The 20,344-nt window shown below is 71.7% G+C and carries 16 protein-coding genes; 14 read left to right on the plus strand and 2 right to left on the minus strand.

Going from position 1 to position 20,344, the window contains the following annotated elements:
* The 8 genes from CCN29_RS14290 to CCN29_RS14325 all read left to right on the plus strand — a co-directional run.
* On the plus strand, window positions 1-294 hold a 294-nt coding region (locus tag CCN29_RS14290; RefSeq protein ID WP_442538371.1), incomplete at its 5' end, for a PfkB family carbohydrate kinase.
* A complete protein-coding gene (locus CCN29_RS14295; protein ID WP_006132121.1) occupies window positions 291-1,049 on the plus strand; it encodes an IclR family transcriptional regulator in 759 nt (252 codons plus the stop codon). The genes CCN29_RS14290 and CCN29_RS14295, both read left to right, overlap by 4 nt.
* 12 nt (window positions 1,050-1,061) lie before the next feature.
* A complete protein-coding gene (locus CCN29_RS14300; protein ID WP_006132120.1) occupies window positions 1,062-1,472 on the plus strand; it encodes a RidA family protein in 411 nt (136 codons plus the stop codon).
* A gap of 157 nt (window positions 1,473-1,629) precedes the next feature.
* Window positions 1,630-3,117 carry a GntP family permease gene (locus CCN29_RS14305; RefSeq protein WP_006132119.1) on the plus strand — a complete coding sequence of 496 codons (1,488 nt, stop codon included), beginning with the start codon at window positions 1,630-1,632 and terminating at the stop codon, window positions 3,115-3,117.
* A 141-nt stretch (window positions 3,118-3,258) separates the two neighbouring features.
* Window positions 3,259-4,371, plus strand: coding sequence for a macro domain-containing protein (locus CCN29_RS14310; protein ID WP_031060452.1), 1,113 nt, complete (start codon window positions 3,259-3,261; stop codon window positions 4,369-4,371).
* On the plus strand, window positions 4,371-5,063 hold the full coding sequence (locus CCN29_RS14315) for a hypothetical protein (protein ID WP_228679031.1): 693 nt from the start codon (window positions 4,371-4,373) through the stop codon (window positions 5,061-5,063). The genes CCN29_RS14310 and CCN29_RS14315 overlap by 1 nt, the downstream gene beginning before the upstream one ends.
* A 31-nt stretch (window positions 5,064-5,094) precedes the next feature.
* Window positions 5,095-5,748 carry an RES family NAD+ phosphorylase gene (locus tag CCN29_RS14320; protein WP_006132116.1) on the plus strand — a complete coding sequence of 218 codons (654 nt, stop codon included), beginning with the start codon at window positions 5,095-5,097 and terminating at the stop codon, window positions 5,746-5,748.
* Window positions 5,749-5,784: 36 nt separating this feature from the next.
* A complete protein-coding gene (locus tag CCN29_RS14325; RefSeq protein WP_086682247.1) occupies window positions 5,785-9,999 on the plus strand; it encodes a CHAT domain-containing protein in 4,215 nt (1,404 codons plus the stop codon).
* On the opposite strand, the gene CCN29_RS14330 is transcribed toward CCN29_RS14325, so the two are convergent.
* Complete coding sequence (locus CCN29_RS14330) at window positions 9,980-11,950, minus strand: caspase family protein (protein ID WP_086682250.1); 1,971 nt, start codon at window positions 11,948-11,950, stop codon at window positions 9,980-9,982. The two genes, CCN29_RS14325 and CCN29_RS14330, sit on opposite strands and share 20 nt — an antisense overlap.
* A gap of 176 nt (window positions 11,951-12,126) precedes the next feature.
* On the opposite strand from CCN29_RS14330, the gene CCN29_RS14335 reads away from it, so the two are divergent.
* The 6 genes from CCN29_RS14335 (at window position 12,127) to CCN29_RS14360 (ending at window position 19,000) form a co-directional block, all read left to right on the plus strand.
* A complete protein-coding gene (locus CCN29_RS14335) occupies window positions 12,127-12,648 on the plus strand; it encodes a hypothetical protein (protein ID WP_031017021.1) in 522 nt (173 codons plus the stop codon).
* A gap of 59 nt (window positions 12,649-12,707) precedes the next feature.
* Window positions 12,708-14,480 carry a hypothetical protein gene (locus tag CCN29_RS14340; protein WP_086682253.1) on the plus strand — a complete coding sequence of 591 codons (1,773 nt, stop codon included), beginning with the start codon at window positions 12,708-12,710 and terminating at the stop codon, window positions 14,478-14,480.
* A gap of 229 nt (window positions 14,481-14,709) precedes the next feature.
* Window positions 14,710-15,273: a hypothetical protein gene (locus CCN29_RS14345; RefSeq protein ID WP_086682256.1), complete on the plus strand. Its 564-nt coding sequence runs from the start codon at window positions 14,710-14,712 to the stop codon at window positions 15,271-15,273.
* Between the two features lie 50 nt (window positions 15,274-15,323).
* A complete protein-coding gene (locus CCN29_RS14350; protein WP_086682259.1) occupies window positions 15,324-16,892 on the plus strand; it encodes an AAA family ATPase in 1,569 nt (522 codons plus the stop codon).
* Between the two features lie 92 nt (window positions 16,893-16,984).
* On the plus strand, window positions 16,985-17,590 hold the full coding sequence (locus tag CCN29_RS14355) for a hypothetical protein (RefSeq protein WP_086682262.1): 606 nt from the start codon (window positions 16,985-16,987) through the stop codon (window positions 17,588-17,590).
* An 87-nt stretch (window positions 17,591-17,677) separates the two neighbouring features.
* Entirely contained in the window at window positions 17,678-19,000 is a 1,323-nt protein-coding gene (locus CCN29_RS14360; RefSeq protein WP_086682264.1) for an Nramp family divalent metal transporter, read from the plus strand.
* A gap of 25 nt (window positions 19,001-19,025) precedes the next feature.
* On the opposite strand, the gene CCN29_RS14365 is transcribed toward CCN29_RS14360, so the two are convergent.
* A complete protein-coding gene (locus CCN29_RS14365; RefSeq protein ID WP_086682268.1) occupies window positions 19,026-20,291 on the minus strand; it encodes a hypothetical protein in 1,266 nt (421 codons plus the stop codon).
* Window positions 20,292-20,344 lie beyond the last annotated feature (53 nt).

Genomic DNA, 20,344 nt, shown 5'->3' on the forward strand with positions numbered 1-20,344 from the left:
GGGGAGGGTGGGCGCGACGGCACCCCGCAGTCGCCGGGCTGCGACAACACCCCCCGCCCAGCCGCAACGGCCCCGGCTCTGAACGTCGACGTAGTAGCAACAACCGGCGCAGGCGACGCCTTCGCAGCGGGCTTCCTCTCCGCAACCCTCCGCGACCTGCCGCTGAAAACCCGTCTCCGCCACGGCCACCTCACCGCCGCCGCCCTGGACGACCCCGCGTGGGAGAGACTGCGACTCGGCCCCGGCTGGACAGACGCCGACGCAGAGGCCGTAGAGGAGGCACGCACCCCATGAGCCAGACCGTAGACCGCGCCCTGAGCATCCTTCCGCTGCTCGCGGAGGGCCCCGCCGACCTGGGCCAGGTCGCCGACCGCCTCGGCGTGCACAAGTCCACGGCCCTGCGCCTGCTGCGCACCCTCCACGAGCACGGCCTGGTCTACCGCCAGTCCGACCAGCGCTACCGCCTCGGCGCCCGCCTCTTCGCCCTGGCCCAGGAGGCGATGGAGAACCTCGACGTGCGCGAGATCGCCCACGCCCACCTCGTACGCCTCAACGAGACCTGCGGGCACACCGTGCACCTCGCCGTGTACGAGGAGAACGAGGTGCTCTACATCGACAAGGTGGAGAGCCGCTACCCGGTCCGCATGTACTCCCGCATCGGCAAGCCGGTCGCCATCACCGTCGCCGCCGTGGCCAAGCTGCTCCTCGCCGACCTGCCCGAGCACGAGCGCCGCGCCCTCGCGGAGAAGCTCGACTACCCCATGTACACGTCCCGTTCGACGCCCCACGCGGCCGCGTTCCTCCAGGAGCTGGCCAAGGTGCGCGAACAGGGCTGGGCCACCGACCTCGGCGGCCACGAGGAGTCCATCAACTGCGTCGCCGCGCCGATCCGCGGCGCCGACGGCCGGGTGGTCGCCGCGATGTCGGTCTCCGCGCCGAACGTCGTCGTCACAGCCGACGAACTCCTCACCCTGCTCCCGCTGGTGCGCCGTACCGCGGACGCCATCAGCGGCGAGTACTCCGGCCGTACCCCGGCAGAACCGAAGTAAGGACACCCCCGCATGACCGAGAAAGTCGCGCTGACCCCGAAGACCCACACCACCCCGCCCGCGAAGTTCTCGCACGGCGTCCGCAAGGGCAACATCCTCCAGGTCGCCGGCCAGGTCGGCTTCCTGCCCGCCGAGGAGGGCAAGCCGCCCACGCCGGCCGGTCCGACCCTGCGCGAGCAGACCCTCCAGACCCTCGCCAACGTCAAGGCGATCCTCGAAGAGGGCGGCGCGAGCTGGGACGACGTGATGATGATCCGCGTCTACCTCACCGACGTGGACCACTTCGCCGAGATGAACGACATCTACAACACCTACTTCGAGGAGCAGGGCCTCACCCAGCCGCCCGCCGCCCGCACGACCGTCTACGTCGGTCTGCCCGCCGGCCTCCTCATCGAGATCGACGCGCTCGCCGTCCTCGGCTGACCCGCGCCGCACCCCCCACCGCACCGCCGTACGACATCACGGCACGGTGTCCCGCACCCCTGGGACGCCGTGCCGCGATCCCCCCTGCCCGGCTGTGCCTTCTGGGGGGACACCCCCCAGACCCCCCGAGACATGCCCTTACCCAGAGGACCTCCCGATGTCCCTTCCGTCCCTCCCGCTCGCCGCATCCGCGCCCGCCGAGACACCACCGCACACCGGAGGACTGCTCCTCCTCATCGACGGCACCGCGGGCCTGCTCACCGTGGCCGCCATCGGCATCGCGCTGCTGCTCTTCCTGATCATCAAGGTCCGCCTCCAGCCGTTCGTCGCGCTGCTCGGCGTCTCCATAGCCGTCGGCCTGCTCGCCGGCCTGTCGGTCACCGAACTCTTCGGCACGGTCCAGCGGTCGGACGCGGTGTCCACCATCGAGTCCGGGATGGGCGGCATCCTCGGCCATGTCGCGATCATCATCGGCCTGGGCACCATGCTCGGCGCGATCCTCGAAGTCAGCGGCGGCGCCGAGGTGCTGGCGGGCCGGCTGCTCGGGCTGTTCGGCGAGAAGCGGGCACCCCTCGCGATGGGCCTCACCGGCCTCATCTTCGGCATCCCGGTCTTCTTCGACGTCGGCATCTTCGTCCTCGCCCCGATCGTCTACGCCGCCGCCAAGCGCTCCGGCAAGTCGATCCTCCTCTACTGCCTCCCGCTCCTCGCCGGACTCTCCGTCACCCACGCCTTCCTGCCCCCGCACCCGGGCCCGGTGGCCGCCGCCGGACTGCTCCACGTCGACCTCGGCTGGGTCATCCTCATGGGCGTCGTCTGCGGTCTGCCGGCCGTCGCCGCCGCGTGGGTCTACTCCGCCTGGATCGGCAAGCGCATCTTCGTCGCCGTCCCGCAGGACATGGTCGAGGCCGCCCAGGAGGCCAAGGACGCCGTCGCCGCCGAACAGCGGGCGTCGGGCGTCCAGCCGCGCGAGACGCCGGTGCCGCTCGGCACGGTCCTCGGCATCATCGGCACGCCGCTCATCCTGATCCTCGCGGCGACCTTCTCCTCCATCGCGCTGGACGAGTCCACCCTGCGCTCGGTCATCGAGTTCTTCGGCCACCCCTTCGTGGCCCTCACCCTCGCCCTGTTCCTCGCGTACTACCTGCTCGGCATCCGGCGCGGCTGGTCCCGCAAGTCCCTGGAGACCGTGTCCACTTCCTCGCTCAAGCCGGTCGGCAACATCCTGCTGGTGGTCGGCGCGGGCGGCGTCTTCGGCGCCGTCCTCAAGGGCAGCGGGGTCGCCCAGGCACTGTCCGACACCTTCAACGACGTCGGCCTCCCGGTGATCGTCCTCTCCTACCTGATCTCCGTGGTGCTGCGCGTCGCGCAGGGCTCGGCGACGGTGGCGATCGTGACGACGGCCGGCATCGTGGCGCCGCTGCTCTCCGAGGGCGACCACTCGCAGGCGTTCGTCGCGCTGGTCATCATGGCCATCTCGGCGGGCTCCATCTTCGCCTCGCACGTCAACGACGGCGGCTTCTGGATGGTCGCCAAGTACTTCGGCATCAGCGAGCGGGACACGCTCAAGACGTGGACGGTACTGGAGAGCGTGCTGTCCGTCGCCGGGTTCGTCGTCGCGGCGGCGCTGAGCCTGGTGGTGTGAGCAGACGGTGGTGCCCGCGTGCGGGGCGACGTCGCCCCGCACGCGCCCCGAATCCGACCCGTTGACGACCGGCCGGTGCGCTGCAATGGAAGGACGGAACGGGCTTGTGGGGCCTGTGGCGCCGGTGCGATGCTGATCGCCATGCCGTCGCCGCAACCGTACCCGCTCGATCACGGAACGGTCCTCGCGGAGGTGCGCAAGGTGCGACGAGCCGGAGTCGTCAGACTGCGTGACATCGCCCTGCCGGTCCTCGCCGAGGTCGCGCGTGAACTACCGCGGGGTGACGGCGAGGTAGCAGCAGGGCCGGTGGAGCGGGTTTTACGGCTCGCCGTCTCCCGTATGGGCGGCGGCACCCTGCAGACCGCTGCGGAATACAGCCTGGGCCTTGCCCAGGGCACCCGGGACTGGCCGTCCGCCGACCGGCGCCGTCGGGCCGCCCAGGTGTACGGGGTGAGCGTCGAACGCTTCCGCAAACACCATGAGTTCATGGTCCTCGGCCAGGTCGCGGAACAGATCGTGCAGGTCGCCGAGCAGTACGCCGGCCGAGAGCAGGGCCAGGCGGCGGAGCAGCCACTGACCCGCGCCGGGCTCCCCGCCGTCCACCGGCTGTTGCAGGTCCGCCTCGACCGCCGCACCGTGCCCGTCACCCTTCACGTCCACTCCGTGGACCTGCTGCGGGACATCGACGTCGTCGTCTCCCCCTCGAACACCTACTTCGCGCTGCCCGCGCCGTACAAGTCGTCGGTTTCCGCGACTTTGCGCCGCGCGGGAGCGCGCCGCGACCCCACCGGGGGACTCGTCGAGGACGCGATCCACGACGAGCTGGGGGAGTGGGCCGCCCGGCACGGCACCAGAGGCCGGGCGGCCTCGCCCGGGACCGTCGCCGTGACCTCCTCCGGCGCGCTGACAGCACAGAACGTCCGACGCATCTACCACGTGGCCGTGGCCGTGCCCCGCCCCGAGACGAACGACTACGAAGTGCAGCCGTCCGACATCACCCGGGGGGTGACCCGGGTTTTCGCGCTGATGGCGGAGGAGTCCCCCGAGTGCGATCCGCCACTGCGGTCGGTCTGTCTGCCGCTGCTCGGCGCCGGGCGCGGTGGCCTGACCCCCTTGGAGAGTTTCGCCGCCCTGTGGGCTGCTGTCGAAGCCGAACTCGCGCGCGGCGCCGACTGGGACATCCACTTCGTCGTACGCCGGCATGCCCGCGCCGATCTGCTGGAACGGCTGCTGACCACTGCGGGGGAGAAGTGATGGGATCACCGATGGACCAGGAGCCTCCGTTCGATCCGGAGGTCACCTTGGCCGCCGCCGCGGCAGGCTGGGGCCGTCTCTCCGCGCGGCTCGGACCGGACGTCCGTGACCGGCTGGCCGAGCTGCTCGCCGTGGCACGCGCTCCGGAGCAGGGTGAAGCAGGCCGCCGTGCCGCGGCCCGGGCCGCCTCTCTGCTGCGGGAACGGCTGCCGGACGAGTTCGGGGAGGGCGCGCAGGCCCGGCTCGTCGCCGTCCACGACGCCGCGGGCGGACCTCCGACCGTACAGGGGTTCACCACCGAAGATCTGGCTGTGCTGCTGATGGACGGCCACCACATGGTCGGGCCGGTTCTCGGCCCGGTGCGTGAACGGCTGCTCGCGGAGCCGGCACTGGACCCGGACACGGTCGAGCGGCGAGGCGGCTCCCCGTACTCACCCGACTTGATCCGGTTGCGCGGCCCCGGCGGCCGGATCCGCCTGCCCTGCTTCCAGTTCTCCGACGACACCCTGCCCTGGCTGACCGTTCTGGAGGTCAACGCGTTGCTGGGTGCCGACCACGATCCCTGGGGTGCCGCCGACTGGTGGCTCTCCGCCAACGCGTGGCTCGGCACCCGTCCGGCCCGGCTGCTGGGCAGCGGGCGGGATCGCCAGCTCGTCGAGGTCGCACGGTTCCTCATGGAGAGTGACTACTAGCCGTGCCGTGTTCTGTGGGGAGTGACTAGCCGTGCCCAACTACCGGCCCCCCGAGGTGCTCACCGGCACCCCTGGCAAGGTCATGCTGTCCCGCGGCACCCAGCTGTACCGCGTCCACGGCTCCCACCGCGCCGCCACCGACTTCAACCCCCGGCCCGCGCACTGCCTGTACGGGGGCGGCCGCTTCGACGCCACGGGGCACGAACCCTACGGCTACCTGTACGCGGGACTGAGCGCGGCCGCCGCCGTCTGCGAGACGCTGCTGCGCTCGCTGCCCTTCGACCCTTTCGGAGGCCCCCGCCTGCTGCAACGCGCTGCCGTTGAGGGGCGCCGACTGAGCACGCTGCGGCTCACCGCCGACGTGTGCGTGCTGCCGCTGATGAGCGCGCAGGACCTGGCCGCGGTGCACCAGGACACCTGGCTCGTCCACGCCGAAGCCCAGGAATACCCGTACACCCGTGACTGGGCGCACTGGATCCGCCGTCACACCGAGCCATGGGCGCAAGGGATGGTGTGGTCGTCCAAGCGGGAACCGGCGGACCGGACGGTGGTGCTGTTCGGCGACCGCTGCCGTCCCGGGACGCTGCACTGCGAGGAAGAGGGCGCCGTGGACTTCGACACGGCCGAGGGGCGGGACTGGCTCAACTCGGCCCTGATGCCGTACCACGTCCAACTCGCGCCCTGACGCCGTGCGTCCCGGAGATTCTGGAGAGCCCGACCCGTGACCGTAGAAGCCCCGCGCCCGGACGACGTGTTCGTCACCGAACTCCGAGCCCGGCGCGAAGAAATCCTCGACACCCTGTCCACGTTGGCCTCCGACGATCCGGAGGCGCCCGCGCTGTGCGCACTGGCGGGTGAACTCAGCTACCGGCTGCATCTGCTGTCGGAGGACGGGGCGGACGATCTCCAGCTGGCTGCGCAGGCGTTCGAACTCGCCTTCAGGACACCCGGTGACGACGGCGACTGGGCGGCCTGGCGGATCGCGTTCGGACACGTCCGGGCCTTCCACTACGACAGCGAACCCGGCGCGGAACTGATGGAGGCGGTCTGGGCACTGCTCACCGAAGGCATGGCGGCGCTGCCCGCGGACGACGACTACGACGCCGTACGGGACGTGGGGCGGCTCCTGCTCGCGGTGTGCGCCAAGTTGCGCTACATGAACTGCGACGGACCCGTCCCGCAGCGCGTCGGCCTTCTCGACGAGGCCCTGCGTCTGCACGAGGAGGCGGCCGACGCGGTGGAGCCCGGCAGCGAGGACGCGGTCTCGCTGGCGGAGGCGCGGGGGTATCTCCATCTGGAGCGACACGAGTTGGTGTGCGACCCGGCGGACGCCGAGGCCGCTGCCGTCCACTACCAGGCGGTGCTCGATGCCGGACTGCCCACCAGCGATCTGCCCTTCGTCCGTTACAGCCTGGGCCTGGCCCTGATGGTGCACGGGCGGGCACAGACCGACCGGGACGTGCTGGAGCAGGCCCGTGAGGAGTTCGGCACCGCGCTGCTCGAGGCCCGGCAGGCGACCGGGCAGCAGCCGTCCTGGGCCTGGGACGCCGGGATCCGCAGCGCCCTCATCCGCTTTCTCATCTGGGGCCACTGGAAGGATCAGGCGCACGCCGCGGCGGCCGAGGCGGAGCTGACCGGGCTGCTGGCCGACCCGGCCGACGTCGAACGGCTCACCCCGGTGTTCCTCGACAGCTTCGGACGGCTGCTGTACGAGCGGGCGGCCGCGCGGGGCGACGGCGCCGGCCAGGACCGGGCGATCGCGCTGATCCGGCGGGCGGTGGACATCTGGGTGCCGGAACGCGACGGCGTGGTCACCCTGACCGCGCTGTTCCTGGCCGCGTTCCAGCAGGGCCGCTACCGGGACGACCCCGACCCGCGGCGGCTGCACGACGTGACCGAGGCCTGCGCGCTGGTGCTGCGGGACGAGGAGTTCGACTTCGGTCTGCGCAGGATCGCCCCGATGCTGGGCGCCTGGGCCTGGATGACCCTGGAGCAGGACCATGGCATCACCCCCGAATCGCCGGAGAGCATCCCGGAGGCGATGCGCGTCGAGAACGCCCGGGACAGTTATGTCGGCCTGCTCAACGACCTCGGCGAGGGGCGCGGCTTCCTGAACTTCAGCGACACCGACGACGACTTCCCCGGCATCTACCGGAGCATGGGCCCCACCGGTGACTGGGCGGCGTCGACCTTCGACCGGATGTACGAGGGCTTCGCCTCCGTGGAGCCGGGCGCCGAGCGCGCGCTCCTCGCGCTCAACCTCCTGTCCCAGGTCATGTTTCTCGACCCGCACGGCACGCACGTCAGCGGGGCGCGGAAGGCGGAGCTGATCGACACCGTCCTCGCTCACGGGCACGACGATCCCGCGTGGCAGCGCAAGGCGCACGCCGTCGTCGCCCAGTTCCGGCTGCGGGAGGAGCTCAGCGGCTCGGGCCTCGGCATGGACGCGGTCCTCGACCATCTCGCGCAGGCCGAGGCGGCCGGCGCGGCGGGGGGCGCGGACGACGGGCTCGGGCACGGCATGGACCTGGTCCGCTTCGCGGCCATGAACCACCGTGGACAGACCGCCGGCGCCGCCGACGACATGGAGACGGCCGGCGCGCTGTGGCGCCGACTGCGCGACGACCCCCGCATGACCCCGTACCACCGCCGGGTCATGTCCGCCCAACAGGCCGGTTTCGACGCCCACGCCGCCGTCCGGCGCGGCGACCTCGCGGCGGCCGACGACCACATCGCCCAGATGCTCGCCGTGCACGCGGACCTCGACCCCGACGACACGGCGCGCATCGAAGTGTGGACGCTGATCGAGAACGCCCGCTCGGTCCGCGACCGCCTCGCCGACGAACGGGGCGCGCCGCACGCACCGCCCTTGATGGGGCGCCCCTCGGTGGCCCAGCTGCGACGCGCGGCACGCGAACTCCCGCGCGACCACCGGGCCTGGGTGCTCGGTGACAACGGCATCAGCCGGTTCATGCGGGCCCAGGACGCGACCGGGCTCACGGACGCCATGGAACTGCTCCAGGAGGCGTACGGCCTGGTCGACGAGGGCAGCGACAGCTGGCTTCGCTACGCCCACTGCCTGGGCCTCGGCCACTGCGCGCTGGCCGCGGTGCAGCTCCTGCCACCTGCCCGCGCCCGCCATCTCGCCCAGGGGATCACCCTGCTCGAGACCGCCTTCGAGGCAGTCGGCGGCCCCGAACACCGCCTCTACGCGGCCGGCGGACTCGCCCTCGCCCGCGCCTACCGGGCCCGGGGCGAGATGCGCCGCGACGACAAGGGCGCGGCCCGCCGCATCGGGCTCGACGCGCTGCGGGGACACGCCTGGGCGGCGCTGACGCAGTCCGGCACCGAGCATGCCGCGCAGGCCGTGAAACAGGCCACCACGTCAGCCCTCGAAGTCGCAGGCTGGTGTCTGCGTGACAACGCCCTCGACGAGGCTGTCCAGGCTCTCGACGCCTGCCGCGGCCTCGTCCTGCACGCGGCGACCACGTCCCGTACGGTGCCCGAACGTCTCGTCGCGGCGGGTCACGACGCCCTGGCCGAGGAGTGGCACGCCGCGGGCCTCGCAGCCGGCCCGACCGACCCGCTCGCCGCGATGCAGGCGCCGCTGTCCGTCCCCAGCGCCTTGCGCCGCCGGGTCCTCGCCGCGCTCACGGGCGGCGACCTGCTGCAGGACCGCCTGCTCCAGCCTCCGGCCCCGGACGAGATCGCCGCCGCCCTGCGCACCCTGCGCAAGGACGCCCTTGTCTATCTGGTCCCGGCGGACGACGACACCCCCGGTACGGCCGTCGTCGTCACCACCAGCGGTGTCGTGCACTCCGTACCCCTGCCGACTCTCACCGAGGACGCGGCCCCACTGCGCGAGTACGTCCACGCGCCGGCCACGAACACCGTGCGGCTGGGCGAGCCCGCGCCGGACGGGCGGGACATGGGGCCTGTTCCCGGGTGGGTCTCAGGAGGGGGCCGACCGGAGCATCCGTCGTTGCGGAAGCAGCTCGACCGGCTGTGCGGGTGGGCCTGGTACGCCGGCGTGCGGCCGCTGCTCGACGTCTTCGCCACCCGGACCGGGCGTGCGCCCCGGCTGGTGTTCGTGCCGATGGGGACGCTCGGTCTGGTGCCCTGGCACGCGGCCTGGGAGCTGGGGTCCGACGGACGGCGCCGGTACGCGCTGCACGAGGCGGAGATCTCGTACGCCGCATCCGCGCGTCTGCTGTGCGAGGTGGCCGCCCGGCCGAAGGCACCGCACTCGTCAGCAGCGCTCGTCGTGGGCAACCCCACCGGAGATCTGGGCTGGGCGGGTGCGGAGGCCGACGCCGTGCAGCGCGCCTTCTATCCGCACGGCCGGTTCCTCGGACGGCGCGAGAACGGCACCGCCGACGGGCCCGGGACCCCGCAGGAGGTGCTGTCCTGGCTGAGCGGTGCGGACCCGGACGACCCGGACCACGCGGTGGAGGGTGGTGTGCTGCACCTCGCCTGCCACGCCTCCATCGCACGCACCGGCGGCCGCACCGCCTATCTGTCACTGCACGGCGGTGAGTTGTCGGCCGAGGAGCTGACGGACGCGGTCGGCGGAGGCGGGCGCGCCGGACTCGGACTGGTGCTGCTGGCAGCCTGCCGCAGCCATGTGTCGGGGCGCGGACACAACGAGGCGTACAGCCTCGCGACCGCCTTCCTGGTGGCCGGCGCGCGCTCGGTCGTCGGCTCACTGTGGCCGGTGCCGGACGACGCGACCTCGGTCCTGATGTTCCTGACCCACCACTACCTGCGCATCGAGGGCGAACCTCCCGCCAACGCGCTGCGCCGGGCCCAGCAGTGGATGCTGGACCCCGGTCGTGAACTGCCCCCCGGCCTGCCCGCCCGGCTCGCCGAACGGGCCCGGCACATCGACCCGGACGACCTGAGCGCCTGGGCGGGCTTCACACACCTCGGCCAGTAGCCGCAGGCAGGGACGGCACGATCGTGCGCACGCCGAAGGTGCGGGTCGCCCAGCGTCCGGGCGCGCCCTGCACCACCGGGCCCGCGTCCCGAGGGCCGGCCGATGTCGCCCGGGCGTCGAACCGCAGCACCGCGTCGGCTGCCGGATGGCCGGCGGCGTCGGAGTGCCGGCTGCCCCGGCCGTCCGGGTCCCACGCCCGCAGCCGGAACGGGGCGGTGCTCAACTCGTTCTCCGAGACGATGAGCTTGAGCCACTCCCGGCATTCGGCGCCCGGCACGACGGGCCGGCCCGCCGGCAGTGAGAGCTGAACGGGGTCGCCGTCCAGGGCGTACCCGGTGTGGCCGGGGCCGATGAAGTGGCCGGGGAAGAGCACCGGGTCGGCGGCGTAACGGTCGGTGAGGTCGAGCAGCACACACCACAGCGAGCGATGCGGCGAGCGGTTGCGCAGCCGGATGGAGACCCACGGCTCCCTCGGCCCGGGCCCGCCCTCCGGCGCGTACCGGAAGACCAGGTCACCGCTCCCGTCCGGCACGAGGGCGCGGCCGTCGGCCGAGTCCCACGGCACCACCTCCACCTGCACCAGGTTGTCCAGCACCGAGGGCCGGGAGGTGAGATCCCGCAACTGATGCCAGCGGGCCAGATGGCACAGGCAGTCCACGACCCGAGCGGCGTCACCGTCCGTGGCGAACGGCAGCGGCCCGACGAACTCGGTGCCGTCCCGGCCCGACAACCGCGCGGTGGTGTCCCGCACCACCACCCTGATGTGCAGATCCCCGTACTCTTCGGGGGCCGTCACGACCCGTACCAGCGGCGCGGGCCCGCCTCCGGGTCCGTACGACGCCACCGCCGCCCGCAACCGGGCCGCCGCCCCGGGCCGGCCGGCGTCGTCGACGCTCACCGTCGCGGGCGGGGTGGCCAGCGCCGTCAGGCTCACCGGGTACGCCCGCTCCGGGTCGGGAACCCAGCCGACCGGGTCCACCAGCGTCCGCTCGGTGCGCACCGAGCGGGCCCGTACGACGGTGCCCGGCGCCGTCCCCCGCGGCCCGAGCACGCCGAACTCCGTGCCCTCGGCGCCCTCTCCGGCGCGCAGCCCGTGGCCGGTGCCGCAGTCCACCTCCCACCCGTCCGCCGCGAACCGCAGCAGGTGCTCACCGACGGCACCGGCGACCGCGCCCCCGAGGAACGGCAGGTCCGCGACGCTGCCCGGTGTCTCAGGAAACAGCACCGGCCGCTGCCGCCGGCCGGAGCGCTGCACCCGCGCACCGGCCGCGGCCAGCAGCTGCCGGTAGGTGGCGTCCGGACCGGCCGCCCGCACCGCGCCCAGCAGTGCGTGCGTGAAAGCCCCGTGCCGCCGCCCTCCGAAGTCTCCCTCGTAGGACAACTCGTCCAGCCTGCTCGCCGCCAGCAGCGCATGCCGCGGCGGCCCTTCGGGCAACACCGGCTCTCGCCCGGCCACGGCCCGCCAGCCCGGCAGCGGCGGCGCGGACCGCACGGTCAGCCCTTCCGGGACGTTGTCCCGGGTGGCGCCTCCGGAATAGCAGCAGTCCAGTACCGCCACCACATGGGCCCCACGCGCCGCCACCGCGTCGAGCAGCGCACCCAGCCGCTTGTCCGGTAGCGGCCCGTCCGCGCACACCAGCGCCTGGTTCCACCCGGTGGCCTCGATCAGCAGATCCGCGCCCGATGCCACCGTCTGCGAGCCGTGGCCGGAGAACCAGAACAGCGCCGTGTCACCGGGTCCGGCCTCCCCCAGGAAGGTGCGGATCCCGTCCTCCACCGCGGCCACGGTCGCCGCGCTGTTGAGCACGGTCCGCACTTCTGCGCCGCCCGCGGTCCGGGCGTCCACGAGCCGGTGGGCCTCGGTGACGTCGTTGACGCAACCCGTCAGGGGCGTGGCGATGTCGGCCCGGTAGTCGTTGATGCCCGCCATGAACGTGTAGATCGACCCCATGACGGGCAGTGTGTCAGCCGCGCCGGGCCGTGACCCGGGTGAACCGGTCGGAAACGGGTTGAGTTCCGGGCCGCGTCGGGCCGACGACGTGTCAAATCGCTTAAGTGGCGGCACTATTGACGACACGTCACTACTCTCTTCCTTCTGCGGAACACTCAGCTCAAGTCGGGGGACGAATGAGCCACTTGGAGCGGCCTCGGCGCATCGTGCAGCCGGGCGGCGCGGCCGTGACGCCGTCCACATCCTCGGACGCCCTGCGTCGCGCAACCCCGGGCGCCGCGCCCGGGACCTCACCCCGCCGCACCGTCGGCGCACCCGGCCCCGCCGCGCCATTGCGCCGCGAGCGCCTCACCCCTCGCCCGCAAGGCCTGCGGGACGCGGTCGGCCGCCTCGACGCGGGCCTGGACGAGCACGCACGGAGGCAGCTGGCCGCGTCGATCGGTGAGGAGTACCGGGCCAGGTACGGCGAAGTTCCGCTCGGCTTCTTCGCCCGTTGCTACCTCGGCCCGCCCTACGTCGACCACATGCTCAACCTGTTCCAGGTCATCGTCCGCCACTTCGCCCCGTCCGACCCCGTCCCCGAGCCCTTCTCGGGCGCCCGGATGCTGGTGCGCTCCGGCGGCTACGCCTTCGTCGAGGTCTACTCCGGGGGACTGCTCCTGCCGGTCCTCGACGACGGGACGGTAGTGCGCCCGTAAGTCCTCGCACGTCCAGCATCGCGTGACCATGTGACAGACCCATGTGATCGGAGAACCGAATGTCCGAGGTGGACTACGCGCTGCATCAGAAGGTGCAGCAGGTCAGCAACCTCGTGGTCCGGCTCAGCGAACAGGTCGGCTCCGTGTCCGGCCAGGTTCAGGCCGTGGAAGCCAACCAGCAGCAGACGCGCACCGAACTCCAGGCGCTCCGCGACGAGTTCCTGGCGTTCGTCCGTACCGCTCAGCTCACCGCCAACGTTCAGCGCGCCGAGACTCGCATCGGCACGCTCCAGGACCAGGTCGACCACGAGTTCGGCCATCACAAGACCGTGCGGCGCACCGCGGTCGGCATGCTCCAGGCGTTCGACCTGGGGCTGGTGTCCGAGGACAGCGTCCGCACGGTCGGCGACCAGCTGGTGATCCAGACGCCCCGCTACTGGCTGGCACCCGCCCTGGTGGCACTCGCGTCCTGGTCGGCCGACGACCGCACGCTGTGCGAAAAGGCGGTGGAGGAGGCATTCCGCCGCTCACCGGACCGCACCTCTCTGTTCTTCGCCCTGGTCCTGCGCCGCCAGAACCGCAGGGAGGCGTCGGTGCGCTGGCTGCGCCACTACCTGCTCGCCCAGAATCCGGCGGAGCTCGGCCGGGAGTTCGCGGTCATCCTGGAGTCCATCGCTCAGGGCGCGTTCGGGGCCGCCGGACGTGAGCTGCTGAACAGCACCCTGGCCGGCTGGCGCGAGACGCTCATGGACAGCACAGAGGGCCAGCAGAAGCAGATCGACCGCTGGCGCGAGGAGATCGAGTCGCTCGTGCAGCCCACCGCGGCCGCCGAGTTTCCTCGTCTCGTCCAGGTCTGCCCGCAGTGGCCGCAGCTGGACGCGGTGCTGGCCCGGGCCCGCGCCCAGCAGGCGGTACTCGACAAGTACCGCACCATCATGGGACGCGAGTTCCAGCCCTCGGACCGGTTGGAGGACGCGGTCGACGACATCCTCGACCGGCTCGTGTCCGAGTACGACAACGAGGAACTGCCGCTCCGCCGCGACCTGGCATTCAACCAGGCGGTGATCGATCACGGCGGTGACCTGGACGCGGCCCGCCACGCCGCCGACGCGGACTCCGCCTCGTACGAGGAGACCCTCGACTATCTGACCGTGCAGACCACCGCCGCCCTCAATCCGGCGGCCATCGGCACCTCCCCGGCCACCCAGAGGCTCTCCGTCGCCGCCTGCCAGGAGTGGTTCCTCCAGGCGCACGCCGGCTTCACGCGTGACTACCGGGCGGCCGTACCGCAGGACGTGCAGGCTCAGTTCGCCACCTCGTACACAGTGGCCGCCAAGACCTTCCAGCTGCCGGCCTGGCAGGGGTCGTTCGCTCAGCCGCTGGACGAGCTGGAACGCTCACTGGCCACCCACTGGGACCAGCACATGGAACCGTTCATCGCTGCCTACGCCTACCCCTGGGGAAAGAAGGCGGCGCCCCTCGCCATGGTGCTGGCCGGCATTCTGCTGATCGTCGGGCTCATCTCCATGCCCACCGCACTGGTCACCGCCGCGGTCGTGGGCGGTGTCTGGGGGCTCGTCCTGCGCAACGGCGCACAGGCCGCGCAACGACTTCAGGACAGCGTCCGTCAGATTCTCCAGCAGGCCAAGCTGGAGTCCCTGCACCACCTGCGTGCGGCGTCCGCCGAACTCACCGACTGGAACACGAAGGTCCGCGCCGCCGACGCCGTCGAGCCACAGTGCCGGGAACTGATCAAGTCCCTCGCCACCGCCTCTCAGAGCGGCTCGCCGTTCGAGGGCCGGACCGTGGCCAAGGAGGAAACCGCCTCATGAACACCGCACCCGGCCGGCACCCGGCTGCCCCGCCTCCGCCCCGCAGGCCCCCGGGGGACCCGCAGTGGTCGACGCCCGGCCGCCCCGTCGCCGGCATGCCATGGAGCCCCTCGAGCATGCCCGCCGGAGAACGCGCCACCAGCCGCGTGCGCAAGATCGCTGAGGGGCTGCCCGACTGGGAGCCCCTTCCGCCCGGCGAGACCGTCGTCCGCAGACCGGGCGGCACGGCGTGAGCACGTACTGGGGGCACGGTGGCCTCTACGAGACCTGGGTGGACTTCCTGCGCCGCTGGTCCGCCGAGGAAAACCTCGACCCCGGTGCCTTGCCCCGGCTGGCCCAGGAAGACTTCCCGGGCGAGACGTGGGAACGGTTGGTTCTCCATCTCGGAGAGGCCCTCGACTCGCGGCTGACGGCCTGGGCCGAGCGGCTGACCGAGGCGTTGCTCGCGGCCCCGGACGAGTTCTCGGCCGGCCGCGAGCTGGCCCAGGCGCGGGCAGGACTGCGGACGGTACGGGCGATGGCCGGGCATCCCGGCCTGCCCGAGTCGCTCCGAACGAGGTTCACCGAACTGGTCGACGGCCAGATCACGGATCTCCAGCAGCAACTGGAACGCAGGCTGGACCACCTGGCCGCCGCGAACGGCTCCGACCCACGCTGGGTGGAGCAACGTCGCCGCACCCTGCGCGACAACGCACTGACGGAAACGCTCACGCCCTCGGTCGCCGGCCCGGCCGACCCATGGGCACGGACACACGCCGCAGACCGCCCTCGCCGCCGCGTCATCACGGACTGAAGCACGAGCGGACTGGCGCACAGGCACCGACCACCGATCCGAAGGCTCGCATGTCGAATTACACCGAAAGCCTCCACCACCTGGACAGCTACATCTCCGCCCGTGTCCCAGTGATCGGCATGCGCACCATCGAGCAGCAACGCGCACTCCGCCTTCTCAGGGACGCGGCACTCCAGCCGCGTCGCAGCAGCATGCCGTTCTGGATCTACACCAGAGCCACCGGCCTGCGTGACCTGCGTACGAACGCGCCGGTGCAGGACGACCGCTCGCTGACCGGGGCCATGGACTTCGCCGCCGCCCAGTTCAGCAGCCGCGCCAACGCGACCGTCGTCTTCGTCGACCCCGACCACCTGGAGGACGACACCCCCGTCACCCGGCACATCGCCGAACTCGCCCGGCTCGCCGACAACAACATGGGCAGCATCGTCCTGATCACGGACGCGCCCATCTGGAGCGGGCTCCAGCGGCTCGGAATGAGTCTTCAACTGGATCTGCCGGACGCCGAGGAGATGTACGGCACCCTCGCCGGCTTTCTGGCCGACCACCGGGGACACATTCCGATCGAGTGGGACGAGAACGACACCCGCCGTGCCGCCGAGTTCCTGAGCGGTGTCACCGAGGCCGAGTGCATCAACCTCATGGCCACCATCGCGGCGAAGGGGTCGATCGCCAAGGCCGACGTCCTCGGTCTCGCCCAGGCCAAGGACCGCATCTTCAGCGATCTCACCGGCCTCGAACGTGTCCAGCTGAAGGAGAGCGACTACACCGTCGGTGGACTGACCAGCCTGCGGGAGTGGCTGAGCCGCAAGCACAGCATGATGCACGCCGACCTCCGGGAGTCGGCGCTGCGGCCGCCCAGGGGAGTGCTGCTGGTGGGGGTGCCCGGCTGTGGGAAGTCCCTCTCCGCCAAGGCCATCGCGCACGAGTGGCAGCTTCCGCTCTACCGGCTCGACATGGCCAGCATTCATGGCAAGTACCTGGGTGAGTCCGAGGGCCGGTTCCGGGAGGCCCTCGCCATGGCGGACCGAGTCGCCCCCTGCATTCTGTGGATCGACGAGATCGAGAAGGGGCTCGCGGGCAAGGACGACATGTCCGGTGTGCCGCAGCGAATCATCGGGCAGTTCCTGTTCTGGCTCCAGGAGTCCAATTCGCGGGCGTTCGTCGTGGCCACCGCCAACGACATCCGCAGCCTGCCGCCTGAGTTGTTGCGCAAGGGCCGGTTCGACGAACTGTTCTTCGTCGACCTGCCTGACAGTCAGGACCGCAGGGAGATCATCGAGCTCTACTTCCGCCGCTACTTGAAGATCGACCCCGAGCCCGAGCAACTGGACCGACTCGTCGACATGTCCGAGGGCTTCGCAGGCTCGGACATCGAATCGACTCTGCACGACGTGGGCGAGGAGGCGTTCCGCTGCGGTGGCGCCGACCAGCTCAAACCGTCCTTCCTCTTGGACACCTTCGCCAACACGGTGCCCTTGAGCAGGGTGAACCCCGAGCAGATCGAGGAAATCCGCGCCTGGGGACGCGAGCGCGCCGTACCGGCCGGCCGCGCCGCGACGACTGCGGGCGCGGGTGGTGTGTCGGCGCCCTCGCGAAGGATCGTGTTCATGGACGAGTGACGCGCGCGAGCCGTGGTTCCCGTGTAGGCGTCTGATAACGAAGTCGGGGCTGGCTGTGACGCGCACAGGTTCGTCGACCATACTCCTGCGGTGTGGAGCAGCGCATAGGTTCGAGCAGCAGCAAGCCCCTGGAGGGCGCCGGGTTCGACCCGGCCTTCATCCCCGGGCTCACCGCGCCCGGTACGGACGAGGCCACGGAGGCCGGGGAGTCCGCGGACTCCCCGGCCTCCGAAGCCGTAGCCGAAGCGGAAGTTGAAGCCGAAGCCGTGAAGGCCGCCGAAGTCTCCGAGGAGATTGGGGACGGCGAGCCCGAACCCGCCCCCGACGGCCCCGTCTTCGAGGCGTCCGACCGCCGTGCCGCCATCGTCGCCGACCACCGCGGCGTGCGGCTGAGGCTGGACGACCAGGAGTGCGAGTTCCGCTGGGACGAGATCGGCGCGGTGGAGACGGAGACGGCCCGCTTCGGCAAGCGGTACACCGTCACCGTCCACACCCCCGAGCGGCGTTGGTACCCCATCGAGATCGAGGCCGACTCGCGCCGCCGGTTCGCCGAGTGGGACGACGCCCTGGACAAGGTCCTCGACGAGTACTTCGAGGACGGCGCCGAGGAGCCGGCGGACACGCCGGACGACGAACCCGCCGAGACGTCGGCGAAGGACGAGGCCGAGGACAAGGCCGAGGCCGCCGACCGCGCCTGACCCCGCTGTCGGTCCCGCCAGGGGGAACCGGTGAAGATCCCGGCACGCCCTCTTGTGGGACCGGCACCCGTCCGCTTTCTTGACCTCATGGCGGACACCACGGGAAACACCCAGGACATCGGTGCGCAGGACGGGCCCGGCCCTCAGCCGCGCAGGTCCAGTTGGCGCTACATCGGCCCCGGCATCGTCGTCGCAGCGACCGGCGTCGGCGCCGGGGACCTCGTCGCCACCCTCATCGCCGGCAGCAACTTCGGCTACACCCTCCTGTGGGCCGCCGTCGTCGGCTGCCTGGTGAAGATCTCCCTCGCCGAGGCGTGCGGACGGTGGCATCTGGCCACCGGGCGCACCCTGTTCGACGGCTGGGCCGGCCTCGGGCGCTGGACCACCTGGTTCTTCGCCGTCTACGCCGTGATCTGGGGCTTCGTCTACGGCGCCGCCGCCATGTCGTCCAGCGCGCTGCCGCTCCAGGCGCTGTTCCCGGACGTGATGGACCTCGAGTACTGGGGCATCGCCTGCGGCCTGGTGGGCCTGGTCTTCGTCTGGTTCAACAAGTACGCGGTGTTCGAGAAGGTCATGACCGCCCTGGTGGGCGTCATGTTCGTGGTGACCGTCTACCTGGCCGTCCGCGTCACGCCCAACCTGGGCGACGCCTTCGCCGGCCTCCTCCCCGTGCTGCCCGACGAGAAGGACTCCGTCCTCAACACCCTCGGCCTGATCGGCGGCGTCGGCGGCACCATCACGCTGGCCGCCTACGGCTACTGGGTCAACGCCAAGGGCTGGACCGACACCGGCTGGATGAAGGTCATGCGGCTGGACAACCGCGTCGCCTACATCACCACCGGCATCTTCGTCGTCGCCATGCTCTTCGTCGGCGCGGAGCTGCTGCACTCGGCGAACATCGCCATCTCCAGCGGCGACCAGGGGCTGATCCAGCTCGGCGACATCCTGGAGGACCGGTACGGCTCGGCCACCGGCACGCTGTTCCTGATCGGCTTCTTCGCCACCTCCTTCACCTCCCTGATCGGTGTCTGGCACGGCGTGAGCCTGATGTTCGCCGACTTCCTCGCCCGGCAGCGCGGCGAGCGGCAGGCGCGCGCCGACGAGCTGGCCTCCGGGCGCCGGGAGCGCTCCTGGACCTTCCGCGCGTACCTGCTGTGGCTGACCTTCCCGCCGATGATCCTGTTGTTCCAGGACGAGCCGTTCCGCCTGATCATCATCTACGGCGTGCTCGGCGCGGCCTTCATGCCGTTCCTGGCCCTCACCCTGCTGTGGCTGCTCAACTCCTCCCGCACGCCGCGCGAGTGGCGCAACGGCCCGCTGAGCAACGGCATGCTGACGGTCGCGGGCCTGCTGTTCCTGGTGCTCGCGGTCAAGCAGATCTGGGACCAGCCCTGGTCGGAGTTCTTCTGACCGGTCCGCCGATCCGGCCGCCGGCTCACGCCCCCGCGTCCCACTTCGAGCTCAGCGCGATCTCCCGCAGCTGGGTGAGGGTGAGCGCGGGGGCGTCGCGTGTGGCGTCCTGGTGCTGGGCGGGCGTGTTGAAGGCGCTGACGACGACGCGCAGCCCGTCGGGGCGCAGGGTGTCGGCGGTCCACATGACGACGCCCTCGGCGCCCTTCTCCCCGGGCGACTTCCGGGTGGTGACCAGCCTGCCGTCGGGCAGCTTCTCCGCGTCCCCGAACAGCTGCCCGGCCACGTCCGACATGCCGGGCTGCACGTTGATCTGGACGAGGCTCCCGCCCTGGCCGTCGTCGACGACGAGGAAGGCGTAGTCGCCCTCGCCGCCCCTGTCGGTCACGGTGAGCCCGTCGGGCAGCAGCGAGACCAGCGTGTCGCCGGCCGAGCCGGCCGGCACGCCCTGCGGGGGCACCTCACTCGTGACCGACGGCTTCGGGCTTGCCGGCATGGCGTCCACGACCCGCCGCCACACGCCGGCGGTGACGACCTTCTTCATCTGCGCCTCGGACAGCGGAGGCTGGGGACGCGACACCGGGGCGTCCTTCTCCGCAGGGGCGTTCCACTCGCTCAGCGAGACGTGCTGGCCCTTGGGCGTGACCAGTTCGGCGGTCCACCGCTTGGTGTCCACGCGCCGGTCGGGATACTCGTAGCCGCGGAACAGCATCAGCCGGGAGCCGTCGGGCAGCCGGGTGGAGGTGCAGCCGTCGTGGTCGACGAACGCCTTGTCCGGGCAGGTCGTCACCTGACGGGCCTGTTCGCTGCCCGGCTCCACGCGGTTCAGGCTCAGGCCGATCGCCGCCGCGCCCTTGCCGTCGTCGAACACCACGTGCGCGTGCGGAGGCATCATCGACCCCGTGCCCTCGGCCGCCTCCTCGCTGTACGTGCCCTTCGGCAGCAGCTCCTTGAGCGACCGCAGGATGTCGTCGCCGGTGAAGGAGACGGCGGCGGGCGAGGCGCTCGCCGACGGGCTCGCGGTCCTGGCCGGCCCCGCGGCCGCCGACGTCCGCCGGGGGTCGTCGTGCGTGCCGCCCGGCAGGAGCAGCGCCCCGCCGACCCCGACCAGGGCGACACCGGCCGCACCGCCCAGCACGGCGGTGCGCCGCAGCAGCTGGGCGCGGCGTCCGCGCACCCTGCCCCCGGTGACGAGGGCGGCCGGGTCGTCGGTACGGAAGCTGTGGCCGGTGTCGCGCAGCGCTGTGGCGAACCGGTCCTCGAAGAGGTCGGTGTGCTGGTTCTCGGGCATGACGAACCACCCTTTCCACGGGGGTGAGGTACGGGGTCGAAGATCGAAGGGGT

The sequence above is a fragment of the Streptomyces pseudogriseolus genome (assembly GCA_002154585.1).
In the GTDB taxonomy this organism is placed as follows: domain Bacteria; phylum Actinomycetota; class Actinomycetes; order Streptomycetales; family Streptomycetaceae; genus Streptomyces; species Streptomyces pseudogriseolus.